Origin of the sequence: Pseudonocardia xinjiangensis (assembly GCF_012911925.1) — a bacterium.
Lineage (GTDB): Bacteria > Actinomycetota > Actinomycetes > Mycobacteriales > Pseudonocardiaceae > Pseudonocardia > Pseudonocardia xinjiangensis.
This window is the reverse complement of sequence record NZ_JAAXKY010000014.1, coordinates 57,848-72,821: the sequence shown is the minus strand read 5'-3', so window position 1 is coordinate 72,821 and position 14,974 is coordinate 57,848. Positions and strand designations below refer to the sequence as shown.

Here is a 14,974-nt window from a genome sequence, read left to right as displayed (position 1 = left end):
GTGGTGGGGGGCTGGTCCCGGGTGGTCGAGGCCCCCGGGTTCGGCGGCGCCGGCTGCTCACCAGTGGGCCGCACCCCCGGCGGAGAAGGTGGGACGGGACGCCCGTGCGACGGCTCCTCCTCGGCGGGCCGGCCGTCTCGGGTCTCGGGCGCGGCAGTGGAACCGGGGTCCTGCACCGCCGAGGCGGGCGGGACGGCACTGGGCGAGTTGGAGTCGACCGGAACCGGTTGCCCGGTGGGCCACAGGAACACGGCCGCGACCACGGCCACCGCGGCGACGGCGCCGCCGATGCTCACCAGGCGTACCGGGCTCGGGCCGCGGCTGTGCTCGGCGTACTCGAACTCGGGCGGGTCGTCCTGGTCGAGCCGCGGGCGTTCCGGGTAGACGGCCGGCACGTGCGCAGCGGGAGCGATCGGGCCGCTGCCGGAGCCGGACATCCACTGGGTGGGCTCGGCGGCCGCGCCTGCGGCCGCGGCGGCACCGTAGCCGGGCCGAGGGGGGTACTGCGCCCCGACGGGCGGCGTGGCTCCGGTGCCGGAGGGCTGCCGGGCGAGCTGGCCGGTGCGGGACGGAGGCACCTGCGGCATCGCCCCGGTGCTCGACGCCGGCACCATCGACAGCACGGCGCCCATGGCGATGGCGTTCTTCGGGTCGGCGTCCACCGCGACCGGGCGCCCGAGCTGCTCGGACACGAGCTGGCCCACGAGCGGGATGCGCGAGGACCCGCCGACCAGCAGCACGGCCGAGAGCTGCGCCGGCGCCAGGCCGGCCGAGCTCACGGCCCGCCGCAGCGCGTCGACGCTCTCCTCGACGCGGGGCCGGATCATGGCCTCGAACTCGCTGCGGTGCAGCCGCACCGAGCCCTGCCCGGCGGGCGTCATCACCGGGATCGCGACCTCGGTGTCGCTGCTGAGCGCTTCCTTGGCCTCGGTGCACTCGCGGCGGACGGCCGCGACGGCCGACAGCACCGCCGGGTCGTTGTCGTCGAGCCCCTCGAACGCCTCTGGCAGCCCTTGGCGGACGTGCTCGAAGACGACCTCGTCGAAGTCGATGCCGCCGAGGCGCTCGAGGCCCTCCGGGCGCCCGAGGAGGGTGAAGCCGTGGCCGTCCTTGTGCACGACGGCGGCGTCGAACGTGCCACCGCCGAGGTCGTACACCGCGATGGTGGAGCCGGGTTCCACCCGCTCGCCCGCCGCATAGTGCAGTGCCGCGGCCTGTGGCTCGGCGATGAACGTGACAGGCAGGCCCTGGCCGGCGAGCGCGCCGCCCAACCGGTCCTTCTTGTGGGCGCCCCACGACGCGGGGTGGGTGACCGCGACGCGAACGGCGGGGCCGCCCTCACGTTGCGCCGCCCGGTCGACGACCCAGCGCACCAGCCGGGCCGACAGCTCCTCCGGAGCCCACGGCCGGCCCGCGACGAGGATCGGGGTGGGGTCGCCGATGCGGCGCTTGAACTCGCGCACCACATGGTCGGGGTGGCTGACCGCCCGCCGCTCGGCGGCCTCGCCGACGACCACGGTGCCGTCGTCGCCGATGTAGAGGACGGAGGGAACGGCGCTGGAGCGGTCGCCGAGGTTGACGATCTCGGTATCACCGGGGCGGCCACCCGACCGGCCGATAGCGGCTGCGGTGCGGGTGGTGCCCACATCGATGCCGAGCAGATAACTCATCGTCACCCGTCTTCGTGTCCGTACGACTCTGTGTGTCCATCGAGCAGAGTGCCGGTCACGTTAGCGGCCCGGTCCGACACCCGACCGGCGGGTATCGATGCGTATGCGACATCCGGCCGTTACACGGCGGCTGCTACAAACGGTGCTGCAGCGCCTCGGCCGCCGCGAGCAGGTCGGCGGCCCAGCGCACACCGGGGCGCCTCCCGATCCGGTCGACCGGACCGGACACCGAGACCGCCGCGACCACCTGTCCGGAGCCGTCGCGGACGGGGGCCGAGACGCTCGCCACACCGGACTCGCGCTCGGCCACGCTCTGGGCCCAGCCCCGCCTGCGGACGTCGACGAGCACCCGCTCGCCGAACATGGCGTCGGCCAGTACCGCGCGCTGCACGGTGGGCTCCGCCCATGCGGCCAGCACCTTGGCCCCGGATCCCGCGGTCATCGGCAGCCTCGTGCCGACGGGGACGGTGTCGCGCAGCCCGCTGGCCGGTTCCGCGGTGGCCACGCAGATGCGTTGCGTGCCGTCCCGGCGGTAAAGCTGCACGCTCTCGCCGGTGATGTCGCGCAGCCGCGGCAGGATGGCCGCGGCCGCCTCGAGCAGCGGGTCGACGCCCCCTGCGGAGAGCTCGGCGAGCGTGGGGCCGGGCCGCCAGCGCCCGTCGGCACCGCGGTGCAGCAGTCCGTGCACCTCGAGCCCCACGGCGAGACGGTGGGCGGTGGCGCGGGGCAGGCCGGTCCGTTCGCAGAGCTCTGCCAGCCCGCACGGCTCGGCCGCGGCGGCCCGAAGTACGCCCACAGCCTTGTCCAGAACGCCGACGCCGCTAAGCTGTCTCACGGGACGATATTAACGTCCCGATATATGGGACGTCCAGCAGGATTGGGATGGATATGGGAAGCACGCTGGCGGAGAAGGTCTGGGACCAACATCTGGTTCGACGTGGCGAGGGCAACGAGCCCGACCTGCTCTACATCGACCTGCACCTGGTGCACGAGGTCACGAGCCCCCAGGCGTTCGACGGTCTCAGACTCGCCAACCGCGGAGTGCGGCGTCCCGATCTCACCGTGGCCACCGAGGACCACAACGTGCCCACCATCGGCGTCGAGCTGCCGATCGCCGACCCGGTGTCGCGCACGCAGGTGGAGACCCTCCGCAAGAACTGCGCCGAGTTCGGCGTGCCGCTCTACCCGATGAACCACGCCGAGCAGGGCATCGTGCACGTCGTGGGCCCGCAGCTCGGCCTCACCCAGCCGGGCACCACGGTCGTGTGCGGCGACAGCCACACCTCCACCCACGGCGCCTTCGGGGCGCTGGCCTTCGGGATCGGAACGTCCGAGGTGGAGCACGTGCTGGCCACCCAGACGCTGCCGCTCAAGCGGTTCCGGACCATGGCGATCAACGTCAACTCGGCCGACGGGCGGCTGGCTGAGGGCGTCACCAGCAAGGACGTGGTGCTGGCGATGATCGCGCAGATCGGCACCGGCGGCGGCCAGGGCTACGTGCTCGAGTACCGGGGCAACGTCATCGAGAACCTCTCGATGGAGGCGCGGATGACGATCTGCAACATGTCGATCGAGGCCGGCGCGCGGGCCGGCATGATCGCCCCGGACGAGACCACGTTCGCCTACCTGAAGGGTCGCGACCGCGCCCCGAAGGGCGAGCAGTGGGACGAGGCCGTCGCGGCGTGGCGCGAGCTGCGCACCGACGACGACGCCACGTTCGACGCCGAGGTGGACATCGACGCCGACGCGCTCACGCCCTTCGTCACGTGGGGGACCAACCCGGGACAGGGGCTGCCGCTCTCCGAGAGCGTGCCCGACCCGTCCCGCATCGTGGACGAGAACGAGCGCATCTCCGCGGAGAAGGCGCTCACCTACATGGGCCTGGAGGCCGGCACCCCGCTGCGCGAGGTGTCCGTCGACACCGTGTTCGTCGGCTCCTGCACCAACGGTCGCATCGAGGACCTGCGTGCCGCCGCAGCGGTGATGCGGGGGCGGAAGGTGGCCGACGGCGTCCGGATGCTGGTCGTCCCGGGGTCGATGCGGGTGCGGTTCCAGGCCGAGGACGAGGGTCTCAACGAGATCTTCACCAGTGCGGGCGCCGAGTGGCGCTCCGCGGGCTGCTCGATGTGCCTCGGGATGAACCCCGACCAGCTCGCGCCGGGTGAGCGCAGCGCGTCCACGTCGAACCGCAACTTCGAGGGCCGCCAGGGCAAGGGCGGCCGTACCCACCTGGTGTCCCCGCTCGTGGCCGCGGCCACGGCAGTGCGCGGCACCCTGAGCTCTCCGGAGGACCTGGACTGATGGAACCGTTCAGCACCCACACGGGCATCGGCGTGCCGCTGCGCCGGGCCAACATCGACACCGACCAGATCATCCCCGCGGTGCACCTCAAGAGCGTCAAGCGCACGGGGTTCGAGGACGGGCTGTTCGAGGCCTGGCGCCAGCAGCCGGACTTCATCCTGAACATCGAGCCGTTCTCGCGCGGGACCGTGCTCGTGGCCGGGCAGGACTTCGGCACCGGTTCGTCGCGCGAGCACGCCGTCTGGGCGCTCATGGACTACGGCTTCCGCGTGGTCATCTCCTCCCGGTTCGGCGACATCTTCCGCGGCAACTCGGCCAAGGCGGGTCTCGTGGCCGCGCAGGTGGCGCAGCCCGATGTCGAGCTGCTGTGGAAGCTGCTGGAGAACGCCCCCGGCACCGAGGTCACGGTGGACCTGACGGAGAACACGGTCCGGGCGGGCGAGCTCGTCGTGCCGTTCGAGATCGACGACTACATCCGCTGGCGCCTGCTCGAGGGGCTCGACGACATCGGCCTGACGCTGCGCCACGCCGAGGACATCACGTCCTTCGAGGCGTCCCGGCCGGCCCGGCTGCCCACCACGGCCGTGGTCTGAGCGGTCGGTCCGGCCACGTCACGCGCCCACAGCGGGCCGGGCGTTCTACGGTTGGACCATGAACAAGACGCAGCTCGTGGACGCGCTGGCGGCGCGGCTCGGCGACCGGCGCAACGCGGCCACCGCGGTGGACGGTCTGCTCGAGACCATCGTGGAGACCGTCGGATCGGGCGACTCGGTGTCGCTTCCCGGTTTCGGCGTGTTCACCGCCCGGGCCCGCGCCGCCCGGCTGGCCCGTAACCCCCGCACGGGGGAGACCGTGGCCGTCCCGGCCACCACGGTGCCGGCGTTCCGGCCGGGGCTGGCGTTCCGCTCGGCGGTCAGCGGTGTCGCCGTGCCGCCGCCTGCCCGCTCGGTGGCGGCCTCCGCCCGGGCAGCCACGGCCACCGCGGTCGCTGAGCCCGAAGCGCTCGCCGAGCCGGCCGGGAAGCCCGCCGGCAAGCAGGCGAAGGTGAAGGTGAAGGCCGGGAAGCCCGCCAAGGCGGCGGGCCGGTCGAAGCCCGCGTCCAAGCCGGCGAAGGGCAAGGACGACAAGCCCAGGAAGGGCAAGAAGAAGTAGCCCGCGGTCAGCCCTTCGGGCGCGGGTAGTAGTCCGCCGTGCGGAGTGCGCCATCGGTGCCGAAGGTCAGCGTCCAGGCGCTCGCCTTCTTCGCCTGCACGTGGCCGGGATCCACCCCGGGCACGCCCGAGCCCGTGGCGAGCGTGCCGATGAGGTGCGGGATCACGCCACCCTGGCTGCACGCCACGGTGACGCCCGGCTCGGCGGCCAGCTCCCGGAACCGGGCGAGCCCCGACTCGGGCTCCTTCTCGTACTCGTCCTCGCCGAGCAGCCGCACGTCGAGGACCGGGATGCCGTACGCCTCGGCGAGCGGCGCCACCGTGTCGCGGCAGCGCACCGGGGAGGCGCTGGCGATGCGGTCCGGGCCGAAGAGCGCCAGCAGGCGGGCCAGCCGCTGGGCCTGCTCGTGGCCCGTGCCCGAGAGCGGCCGCAGCGCGTCGTCGCCGTCCCACTGGTTGCGGCTGCCCGCCTTGGCGTGCCGCACGAGCAGCACCGTGGACGCCGGTGTCCCGATCGCGGCGAACCGCGCCAGTACGTCGATGTCGCGCCGGTAGGACAGCATCTCGGCGGCGTGGGGCACGTCGACCCAGCGCAGCTCGTCGGTCTCGCCGTTGGCCACGAAGTCGCCGCCGCACGCCTCGGCGGACCAGTACCGCACCAGCTTGTCGCCCTCGGGGACCCGGTAGTGCACGTCGCCGAGCACCGGGCCGAGCCGGACGCGCTGGCCGGTCTCCTCGGTGACCTCGCGGGCCGCGGCGAAGGGCAGGGTCTCGTCCGGATCGAGCTTGCCCTTCGGGAACGACCAGTCGTCGTAGCTCGGCCGGTGCACGAGCCCCAGCTCGACGCCGTGGGTGCCGTGCCGCCAGAGCACGGCCCCGGCGGCCAGCACGTCGAACCTGGTCCGGTCGGTGGTGCCGGGGCGGTGTGCCGCGCTCATTCGTCGTCGGCCACGGCCACAGCGCCCGCTGCGTGGCGCAGCATCATCTCGGCCTGGTGATCGCGCACCGGTGACACCCCGGACCCCGGCGGCGGCGACGGCTCCCACGACCCGTCGGCGTGCAGCGTCCAGCACCGGGTGGCGGGGTCGAGGCAGGAGTCGAACATCTCGCCCAGCTTGTCCGCGAGGCTCTGGTCGGCCACCCGCAGCAGCACCTCGACCCGCCGGTCCAGGTTGCGGTGCATCATGTCGGCGCTGCCGATCCAGTACTCGTCGGCCGCGCCGAAGTGGAACACCCGGGAGTGTTCGAGGAACCGGCCCAGTATCGAGCGGACGTGGATGTTCTCCGACAGCCCCGCCCGGCCGGGGCGGATCGCGCAGATGCCGCGCACCACCACATCCACCGGCACGCCCGCCTGGGACGCGCGGTAGAGCGCGTCGATCACCTGCTCGTCGACCAGCGAGTTGGCCTTGAAGCGGATGCGTGCGGCCGGGTTGCCCGCGCGGTGGGCCTCGATCTCGTCCTCGATCCGCCGGACGATGCCGCGGCGGACGCCGTAGGGCGCCACGAGCAGGCTGCGGTAGGAGGTCTGGCGGGAGTAGCCGGTGAGGGAGTTGAACAGGTCGGTGAGGTCGGCGCCGATCGTCGGGTCGGCGGTGAGCACCCCGAGGTCCTCGTAGAGGCGCGCGGTCTTCGGGTTGTAGTTGCCGGTGCCGATGTGGCAGTAGCGCCGGATCGTCGAGCCCTCCTGGCGCACCACGAGCGAGGTCTTGCAGTGCGTCTTCAGGCCGACCAGCCCGTAGACGACGTGCACGCCCGCCTTCTCCAGCTCACGGGCCCACCGGATGTTCGCCTGCTCGTCGAACCGCGCCTTGATCTCCACCAGCGCCACGACCTGCTTGCCCGCCGCGGCGGCGTCGATGAGGGCGTCGACGATGGGGGAGTCGCCGGACGTGCGGTAGAGCGTCTGCTTGATGGCGAGCACGTTCGGGTCGGACGCGGCCTGCTCGATGAACCGCTGCACGCTGGTGGAGAACGAGTCGTAGGGGTGGTGCACGAGCACGTCCCCCTCCCGCAGGGTGGCGAACACGCTGCGCGGGGTCTCCCGGTCGGCGAACGCCGGGTGCGTGGCCGGTACGAACGGCTCGTCCTTGAGGTCGGGCCGGTCGACGCCGTGCACGGCCCACAGCGAGGTGAGGTCGAGCAGGCCCGGCACGGTGACGACGTCGCCGGGGTGGACGTCGAGCTCGCGCAGCAGCAGCTCCAGCACGTGCTCGCTCATCGTGTCGGTGACCTCGAGGCGGACGGGGGGCCCGAACCGGCGCCGGGCCAGCTCGCGCTCCAGCGACTGCAGCAGGTCCTCGTCGCGGTCCTCCTCGACCTCCACGTCGGCGTTGCGGGTGACCCGGAAGGCGTGCACCTCCGCGAGCTCCATGCCGGTGAACAGCTCGCCGAGGTGGGCGGAGATCAGGTCCTCGATCGGCAGGAACGTGATCGTGTCGTCGTCGGTGTGCACCCGTACGAGCCGCGGCACGTTGTTGGGCACCTTGACGCGCGCGAACCGCTCCGTGCGGCCCTCGGGGTCGCGCACGGTGACGGCGAGGTTCAGCGAGAGCCCGGAGATGTAGGGGAACGGGTGGGCCGGGTCCACCGCCAGCGGGGTGAGCACCGGGAACACCTGGGCGGAGAAGTAGGCCGAGAGCCGGGCCCGCTGGTCGTCGGAGAGGTCGCCCCAGCGCAGGATGCAGATGCCCTCGGCCTCGAGCTCGGGGCGCACGTGGTCGAGGAAGACCCGCGCGTGGGCCTCGGAGATCGCCTGGGTGCGCGCCGCGATCCGCGCCAGCTGCTCACGGGGGGACAGGCCGTCGGCGCTGCGGACGGCGAGCCCGGTCTCGTCGCGGCGCTTCAGCCCGGCCACCCGCACCATGTAGAACTCGTCGAGGTTGGACGCGAAGATCGCCAGGAACTTGGCGCGTTCCAGCAACGGCTGGCTGGGGTCCTCGGCGAGCGCCAGGACCCTGGCGTTGAAGTCCAGCCACGACAGCTCACGGTTGAGGTAGCGGTCGTCGGGAAGTTCGGAGACCGGAGCCAGCGTGCGCGCCGGCGGGCTGACGGGCACCGCGGCGGCCGAGATCGACGGGGCGTGCGGGCTTGCGGCGTTGGCCCCGGTGGGGGCGGCGGTGGGCCCGGGCTGCCGGCCCCGGTGGCTGCGCTGGTCGGTGTCCGGCTCGTCGTCACGTACCGGTACCGCGGTGCTGCTCACCGGGCGGCTCGCGGCGTGGACCCGCCGGGTGGACGGCCGCGGCGACCGCCGCCCGCGCGTGCCCCGCGCGGGCGTCTGGTCCTCGGGGCCGGGCTCCGGGACTGCAGAACTGCTCACGTCGTCACCCACGATGGTGATTCTGTCCCACCTGAGGCCTGCCTGCCCTGCCCGCGGACGGTCGACTGGGTGAACTCTGCCTCAGGCCGGACACTTTCCCAGCTCAGCGCCATGCGCCGGTCGTAAACGAGCTGGTCACATGGGGGAACGGGACTCCGCCGAGTGACCCCTCGCCACCCGGCGGCGCCCGCTCAGTGCCCGGTCGCCGCCGGCCGGGTCTCCGCGATCCGGTCGAGGAGCGACTCCAGGGTCCGGTCGTCGGTGGCCGGCGCCATGACCGTGACCCTGAGATGGCGCGCACCGTCGATCTCGGTGGAGCTGAGGTGGAAGCTGCCCTCGGCCATCAGCTGCTCACGCAGCGCGGCCTGGTCCCCCGTGCCGTACCGGAAGCAGACGATGTTGCTCTCCGGCTCGTAGGGACACTCGAACCCGGGACGGCTCACGGCCAGCTCCCAGAAGCGGTGGGCCGTGGCGTACTGCGCGGCGACGTAGTCGCCCATGCCGCGTTCCCCACGCCAGGCGAGGTTGAGGAACACCTTGAGGCCCAGCTCGGCCTTCGTGCCCTCGACGGTCCTGCGGAGCTGGTCGAAGCCCTGGTCACCGTAGAAGAGGTACGCCGCCTCCTGCTGGAACGCCGCGTCCAGGTCGGCCTCGCGCCGGGTGAGCACCGCGGCCACCACTCCCGAGGTCCGCAGCATCTTGTGCGCGTCCCACACCACCGAGTCGGCCAGCTCGATCCCGTCGAGCAGGTGCTGGTGGTTGTCCGAGAGCAGAGCGGACGCGCCGTGCGTCCCGTCGACGTGGAACCAGATGTGGTGCGCGGCGCAGAACTCCCCGATCCCGCGCAGGTCGTCGTAGAGCCCCGTGCCCGTGGCGCAGGCGTCGGCCACCAGCGCGATCGGGCGCCGTGCCGGATCGAGGACCTCGGGAAGCCGCGCCACGTCGATCCGCCCGAGATCGTCGACCGGGAGCGGGACGACGTTGCGCGCGCCCATGCCGAGGATGCCGGCGGCGCGGGTGAGGGAGTAGTGCGCCGACGGCGGCGCGAGCAGGACGAGGTCCGGCGGCACCCCGTCGGTCCACGCCTCCGGCGCCGTCCGGGCTCGCGCCGCCAGCAGCGCGGTGAGGTTGGCCAGCGACCCGCCGTGCGTGAGCACCCCGCCGCCACCCGCGCCGAAGCCCACCTTGCCGAGCATCCAGCGGATCACCGCGAACTCGACGGTCGCGGCGGAAGCGCCCATCTCGTAGATCGACATCACGTTGTTGGCGGCCCCGTGGACGAAGTCGGCCAGTGCCGCGGGGAAGTCGGGCGGAGCCACCTGATGTGCCAGGTAGGCCGGGTGGTGCAGCCGGGTTCCCTCGTTGAGGTAGTCGTAGAGGAAATCGCGGTAGCTGTCCGGCGTCATACCCCCGGTACGGATCCAGCTGTAGAGCCCCAGCCGTTCCGCCAGCTCCGCCGGCGGGGTGCGCCGGAGCACGGGTGCCAGCCCGCGCTGGGACTCGTCGACGTAGCCCGCCAGCTCGTCGACGGTCACCGCAGCGGCCTTGACGAATTCATCGACATTCCACGTCGCGCTCACGATGGTCCCCCTTCGCTGATAGTGGCGAGCCTGGCAAGAAACTGCCGCAGATGCTTCCCGCGTATCGCCCAGTTCTCGCGCATTCATCTTGTGGAAACCACAGGTACCGTGGTCCTGGTGGTGCGCACAGATGCTTCCGGGCACGACATCTCGGACGGCGACTGGGAATTCGTCAGATCACTCTGCCAGTGGGTTGAAAGGGATATTTCGGCGTTCGTGTGGGATGTCGTCACAAGTATCCGGGAGGAACTTCCCACGTATGCGGTCGTGCCCCGGCCCGATCACGAGGCGATGGTGCGCGAGCACATCCGCGGACTGCTCGCCGGGCTCGCCGCGCGGCGGCTGCCGGCCAGGGCCGATGCCGAGCACGCGCGCGCGATGGGACGCAGGCGCGCCCAGCAGGGCGTTGCCGTGGAGGAGGTGCTCTCCGCCTACCACCTCGGGTACCGCGACGTGTGGAACACGCTGCTGTCCCGGGCCCACACCGAGGACCCCGGGCAGGCGGCGCGCCTGCTGGGCCTGGTGAACCTCGTGTGGGCGTGGCTCCGCGTGATCACGATCGCGGTGGCCGACGGTCACGCCGAGACCACCCGTGCCCGTGAGGAGAACCGGATCGGCCTGGGCCACGAGCTTCTCGACGCCCTCTACGCCGGCCGGGTCACCGCAGAGTCCACGGAGCTGCTGGCGCACGCGCTCGCGTTCGATCCGCATGCGGAGTTCCAGGCGATCTGCTGCCCGGCCGGCCCGTGGCCACCGGCGGACCTCGACGTGCTGCGCCGGCGGCTGCGGGCCGAGCCGGGCACGTCGAGTGCGATCACCCGCGGTCCCGTTCTGGTGATCGTCTTCCAGCGGACGTCGGCGGAACGGATCCTCGATCTGCTGAGCCGCCACACGTCGCCGATGGCCGGGGTCGGCCTGGTGCGGCCCGGCCTCGCCGGCGCCGCGGCGGCCGTGGTCGACGCCGAGCGTTCGCTCGCGGTGGCTCAGCGCAACGGCGGGGGCGTCGTCCGCTTCGGCTCCGAGTGGCTGGCCGCCACGCTGCTGCCGCACATGGACCGGCTGCGGCAGTTGACGGACACGACGGCCGCTGTCGAGCAGCCCCATCTGTGCGACGCCGTCCGCGCCTTCGCCGACAACGGGTTCTCGGTCACCGCGAGCGCCCGGGCGCTGCACGTGCACCCCAACACCGTGAAGTACCGGCTCGACCGGTGGAAGCAGCACACCGGCTGGGACCCCCGCACCCTGGACGGCCTGCAGCGCTCCCTGCTGGGCATCGCCTTCTCCTCCTCCGTGCCGGAGGCCGGGAGCTAGTCTCCCGACAGGTCAGCAGCCCGCGCTGGGCATGAGCACGCACCTCGTGTGCACGCCGAGGCCGAGGTCGGCGGCGTCGCGCAGGTCGTCGGCGGTGTCGACGTCGCGGCGCAGGCCGGGCCAGCCACCGCGCAGCGGGCTGGCCCCCGACTCCTCGTGCCGCCGGGCCGAGCCCTCACCGAACCGCGGGTCGAGCGCGGTGCCCCCCGCGGCGAGCAGGAGCGTGGTGCCGGTGCCCTCGGCGTCGGAGGAGAAGGCGCGGCCGACCCGGCCCCCACCGAACAGGGCGAGTGCCGCGGCGATCGCGTCGTCGAGCTCGGCGGGACGCAGGGCCGGGAGGTCGGCCTGCAGCGCTCCGATCGCGGTGACGGGGTCGCCGTCACGCAGCAGCGCCGCGCCGCGCTCGTAGGCCGGGTTGAGCCCCGGGATCGGGCCGTCCGGGACGACCTCCACCCCGACCGCCCCGAACTCGGCGGCCACCACGGGATCCGAGCTGATCACGAGCAGCCGCCGGACGCGGGTGGCGGCCCGCACCGCCGCGACCGTGTCGTGTGCGAGTGCGAGTGCGAGCCGCGCATGGGCGCCGGCATCGCCGATTCCCTGGTCGGCGGCGCCGCGCAGCCGGGATTTGGCTGCGCCCAGGTGCTTGACCGGTACCACCAGGTCAACGGTCGACATCATCGAGCCCACCCCTCCATGGTGCACCGGACCCGGAGGTGGACCCCGGGCGCCCGGCCAGGAAGACTCTCGCCCGTCAGCCAGGATCGGAGGTTCGTGCGTGAGGCGTGAGAAGGGTGGCTTCTGGATCGCGTTCTGCGCGGTGTTCTTCTATCCGATCGGCTGGCTGGTTGCCCGTTCCCGCTTCGAGGGCAAGGAGCACATCCCGGCAACGGGCGGTGCGCTCATGGTGGCCAACCACATCTCCCACCTCGACCCGGTCTTCAGCGGACTGGTGGTGCACCGCGCGCGGCGGGTGCCGCGGTTCCTCGCGAAGAACAGCCTGTGGAGCGCGCCGGTGCTGGGGCGGGCCATGAAGGGCAGCGGCCAGATCCCGGTCTACCGCGAGTCGGCCGACGCGCAGCACAGCCTGCGTGACGGCACCAGGGCGCTGCAGGATGGCAAGGTCGTGGTGATATATCCGGAAGGAACGATCACCCGCGACCCGGAAGGCTGGCCGATGCTCGCCCGCACGGGGGTTGCCAGGCTGGCGCTCTCGGCCGACGTCCCCGTCGTGCCCTTCGTGCACTGGGGCACGCGTGAGGTGTTCGACGGCTACAACAAGAAGTTCCGGCCGCTGCCCCGCAAGCCGATCACGGTGCGGTGCGGCGAACCCGTCGACCTCTCGGCGTACCGCGGGCGACCGCTCGACGCCACGATCCTCCGTGAGGTCACCGATCTGATCATGAAGAGGGTGAGTGAGCTGCTGGCCGAGGTGCGCCACGAGAAGGCACCGGCGCAGTTCTTCCGTCCCGGAGCCGGGTCGTGAGCGGTGCCCGTGAGGTCCGCCGGGTCGCCGTCCTCGGTGCGGGCTCGTGGGGCACGGCGTTCGCGAAGGTGATGGCCGACGCCGGGCGCGAGGTGCGGCTGTGGGCGCGCCGCGACGAGGTGGCCGCCGCCGTCAACGAGCGGCACTGCAACCCGGACTACCTGCCGGGGATCGTCCTGCCCGCGCTGCTCACCGCCACCACCGACCCCGCCGCCGCACTGGACGGCGCCGACAGCGTGGTGTTCGCCGTGCCGTCGCAGACGCTGCGCGCGAACCTCGCGGTGTGGCGCGACATGCTGCCGCCGGACCGCACCCTCGTCAGCCTGGCGAAGGGGGTGGAGCTCGGCACGCTGCAGCGGATGAGCGAGGTGATCATCGACGTCACCGGGGTGCCCGCCGAGCAGGTGGCCGTCGTCTCCGGGCCCAACCTGGTGCGCGAGGTAGCCACGGAGGAACCGACCGCCACGGTGATCGCCTGCATCGACCACGACCGTGCGGTCGCGCTCCAGCAGGCCTGCACCACGGGGTACTTCCGGTCCTACACCAACACCGACGTGATCGGCTGCGAGCTGGGCGGCGCCGGCAAGAACGTCATCGCGCTGGCCTGCGGGATCGCCACCGGGATGGGCTTCGGCGACAACACGAGGGCCTCGTTGATCACCCGCGGCCTCGCCGAGATCGCGCGGCTCGGCGTGGTACTGGGCGCCGACCCGTTGACGTTCGCGGGCCTGGCGGGGCTCGGCGACCTCGTCGCCACGTGCTCGTCGCCGCTCTCCCGGAACCGGACGTTCGGCGAGCACCTGGGGCGCGGCGAGTCGCTCGCGCAGGCGGAGGCGGCCAACCACGGGCAGGTGGCCGAGGGCGTGAAGTCGTGCCTGTCGATCTGCGAGCTGGCCGGCCGGCACGGGGTGGAGGTCCCGATCGCCGACGCCGTCCGGCGCGTCTGTCACGAAGGGTTGTCCGCCGCGGAGATGGGCAAGGAACTGATCAGCAGAACCCCACGTCCGGAATGACCGTTCTCGGAGACGGGACGCGCTGCGTGCACGGTGGCGTGCACGACGACGGCCTGGGGGAGCCCCTGCATCCCGGGCCGGTGCTGGCCACGACGTTCCACCTCGGGCTGCCCGACGACCCGCCGCCCACGGACTTCTACGGCCGCGCGGGCAACCCCACCTGGCGGTCGCTGGAGACCGCCATCGGGGATCTCGACGGCGGCGAGTGCGTGTTGTTCGCGTCGGGGATGGCCGCGATCGCGGCGGTGCTGCGGCTGGCGGGCCGCGACGGCGCGCTGGTCGTGCCGTCGGACGGGTACTACCTGGCGCGCTCCCTCGCCCACGAGGAGCTGGGCCCGCTCGGCGTGCAGGTGCGCGAGGTGCCGACGGTGGGCGAGTGGCCCGCCGGGGTGCTCGACGGGGCCGCGCTCGTGCTGCTGGAGACGCCCTCCAACCCCGGGCTCGACGTGGCCGACATCGCGGCCGCCGCCGAGGCCGCCCACGCCGCAGGCGCGCTGCTCGCCGTCGACAACACCACGGCGACACCGCTCGGGCAGCAGCCGCTCGCCCTCGGCGCGGACATCACGCTCGCGAGCGACACCAAGGGGCTCGCCGGGCACGGTGACGTCCTGCTGGGCCACGTGAGCGTCCGGGACCCCGCGCTCGCGGTGCGGCTGCGGGAGGCGCGCACGCGCGGCGGCGCCGTGCCCGGGCCGATGGAGGTGTGGCTCGCGCACCGCGGGCTGGGCACCCTCGACCTCCGGCTGGCCCGGCAGGCGTCCAACGCTGCAGCGGTGGCCGCTGCGGTCGCGGAGCACCCGCTGGTGTCCGACGTCCGGTGGCCGGGGCTGCCGCACGATCCCGCCCACGCCGTGGCGGTGCGGCAGATGCGGCGCTGGAACGGGGTTCTGAGGTTCACGCTGCCCGGTGAGGCCGCGGTGGGGCAGTTCCTGGCCGCATCGCGGCTCGTGGCGTCGGCCACCAGCTTCGGTGGGCTGCGCAGCAGCGCCGACCGGCGCCGGCGCTGGGGCGATGACGTGGCGGCGGGGCTGGTGCGCTTCTCCGCGGGGTGCGAGGACGAGCAAGATCTGGTGGCAGACGTGCGCCAGGCCCTCGACGCGGTTACCGGCTGACACTTCTACTCATCCAAACGTGATGGGGACC

The 14,974-nt window shown here is 72.9% G+C and carries 13 protein-coding genes; 7 read left to right on the top strand and 6 right to left on the bottom strand.

From position 1 onward, the window contains the following. Together HF577_RS07185 and HF577_RS07180 are read right to left on the bottom strand one after the other, a co-directional pair. Positions 1-1,670 (bottom strand): Hsp70 family protein (locus tag HF577_RS07185; RefSeq protein WP_169394960.1); only part of this gene is annotated, 1,670 nt, incomplete at its 3' end. Positions 1,671-1,803: 133 nt separating this feature from the next. Further along, the gene (locus tag HF577_RS07180; RefSeq protein WP_169394949.1) at positions 1,804-2,505 is read right to left on the bottom strand and encodes an IclR family transcriptional regulator; all 702 of its coding nucleotides are present in this window, start codon (positions 2,503-2,505) and stop codon (positions 1,804-1,806) included. A gap of 53 nt (positions 2,506-2,558) precedes the next feature. Here HF577_RS07180 and leuC point away from each other — a divergent pair, with 53 nt between their 5' ends. The 3 genes from leuC to HF577_RS39135 are packed head-to-tail and all read left to right on the top strand — an operon-like array spanning position 2,559 to position 5,123. Beyond that, on the top strand, positions 2,559-3,971 hold the full coding sequence (leuC, locus tag HF577_RS07175; RefSeq protein WP_169394959.1) for a 3-isopropylmalate dehydratase large subunit: 1,413 nt from the start codon (positions 2,559-2,561) through the stop codon (positions 3,969-3,971). Further along, the gene (gene leuD, locus HF577_RS07170; protein WP_169394948.1) at positions 3,971-4,564 is read left to right on the top strand and encodes a 3-isopropylmalate dehydratase small subunit; all 594 of its coding nucleotides are present in this window, start codon (positions 3,971-3,973) and stop codon (positions 4,562-4,564) included. The genes leuC and leuD overlap by 1 nt, the downstream gene beginning before the upstream one ends. A 58-nt stretch (positions 4,565-4,622) precedes the next feature. After that, positions 4,623-5,123: an HU family DNA-binding protein gene (locus HF577_RS39135; protein WP_169394947.1), complete on the top strand. Its 501-nt coding sequence runs from the start codon at positions 4,623-4,625 to the stop codon at positions 5,121-5,123. A gap of 7 nt (positions 5,124-5,130) precedes the next feature. Here HF577_RS39135 and HF577_RS07160 read toward each other — a convergent pair whose 3' ends face one another. The 3 genes from HF577_RS07160 to HF577_RS07150 form a co-directional block, all read right to left on the bottom strand. Continuing rightward, a complete protein-coding gene (locus HF577_RS07160) occupies positions 5,131-6,060 on the bottom strand; it encodes an NUDIX hydrolase (protein WP_169394946.1) in 930 nt (309 codons plus the stop codon). After that, positions 6,057-8,324, bottom strand: a complete 2,268-nt coding sequence (locus HF577_RS07155) for an RNA degradosome polyphosphate kinase (RefSeq protein ID WP_169394958.1) — start codon at positions 8,322-8,324, stop codon at positions 6,057-6,059. The genes HF577_RS07160 and HF577_RS07155 overlap by 4 nt, the downstream gene beginning before the upstream one ends. Positions 8,325-8,632: 308 nt before the next feature. Then, positions 8,633-10,021: a pyridoxal phosphate-dependent decarboxylase family protein gene (locus HF577_RS07150; protein WP_169394945.1), complete on the bottom strand. Its 1,389-nt coding sequence runs from the start codon at positions 10,019-10,021 to the stop codon at positions 8,633-8,635. A 267-nt stretch (positions 10,022-10,288) separates the two neighbouring features. On the opposite strand from HF577_RS07150, the gene HF577_RS39625 reads away from it, so the two are divergent. Further along, on the top strand, positions 10,289-11,332 hold the full coding sequence (locus HF577_RS39625; protein WP_169394944.1) for a PucR family transcriptional regulator: 1,044 nt from the start codon (positions 10,289-10,291) through the stop codon (positions 11,330-11,332). 12 nt (positions 11,333-11,344) lie between these two features. On the opposite strand, the gene cofC is transcribed toward HF577_RS39625, so the two are convergent. Continuing rightward, positions 11,345-12,013 carry a 2-phospho-L-lactate guanylyltransferase gene (gene cofC / locus HF577_RS07140; protein WP_169394943.1) on the bottom strand — a complete coding sequence of 223 codons (669 nt, stop codon included), beginning with the start codon at positions 12,011-12,013 and terminating at the stop codon, positions 11,345-11,347. Positions 12,014-12,110: 97 nt separating this feature from the next. Between cofC and HF577_RS07135 the strand changes: the two genes are divergently transcribed. The 3 genes from HF577_RS07135 to HF577_RS07125 are packed head-to-tail and all read left to right on the top strand — an operon-like array spanning position 12,111 to position 14,943. Then, complete coding sequence (locus tag HF577_RS07135; protein ID WP_169394942.1) at positions 12,111-12,818, top strand: lysophospholipid acyltransferase family protein; 708 nt, start codon at positions 12,111-12,113, stop codon at positions 12,816-12,818. Further along, complete coding sequence (locus tag HF577_RS07130; protein WP_169394941.1) at positions 12,815-13,831, top strand: NAD(P)H-dependent glycerol-3-phosphate dehydrogenase; 1,017 nt, start codon at positions 12,815-12,817, stop codon at positions 13,829-13,831. The genes HF577_RS07135 and HF577_RS07130 overlap by 4 nt, the downstream gene beginning before the upstream one ends. After that, a complete protein-coding gene (locus HF577_RS07125) occupies positions 13,828-14,943 on the top strand; it encodes a cystathionine gamma-lyase (protein WP_169394940.1) in 1,116 nt (371 codons plus the stop codon). Before HF577_RS07130 ends, HF577_RS07125 begins: the two co-directional genes overlap by 4 nt. Positions 14,944-14,974: the final 31 nt, after the last annotated feature.

What these genes read in the sequence shown, in the direction of transcription:
- leuC (WP_169394959.1), top strand. Translation starts at nt 2,559, where the DNA reads ATGGGAAGCACGCTGGCGGAGAAGGTCTGGGACCAACATCTGGTTCGA.
- leuD (WP_169394948.1), top strand. Translation starts at nt 3,971, where the DNA reads ATGGAACCGTTCAGCACCCACACGGGCATCGGCGTGCCGCTGCGCCGG.
- HF577_RS39135 (WP_169394947.1), top strand. Translation starts at nt 4,623, where the DNA reads ATGAACAAGACGCAGCTCGTGGACGCGCTGGCGGCGCGGCTCGGCGAC.
- HF577_RS07160 (WP_169394946.1), bottom strand. Translation starts at nt 6,060, where the DNA reads ATGAGCGCGGCACACCGCCCCGGCACCACCGACCGGACCAGGTTCGAC.
- cofC (WP_169394943.1), bottom strand. Translation starts at nt 12,013, where the DNA reads ATGATGTCGACCGTTGACCTGGTGGTACCGGTCAAGCACCTGGGCGCA.
- HF577_RS07125 (WP_169394940.1), top strand. Translation starts at nt 13,828, where the DNA reads ATGACCGTTCTCGGAGACGGGACGCGCTGCGTGCACGGTGGCGTGCAC.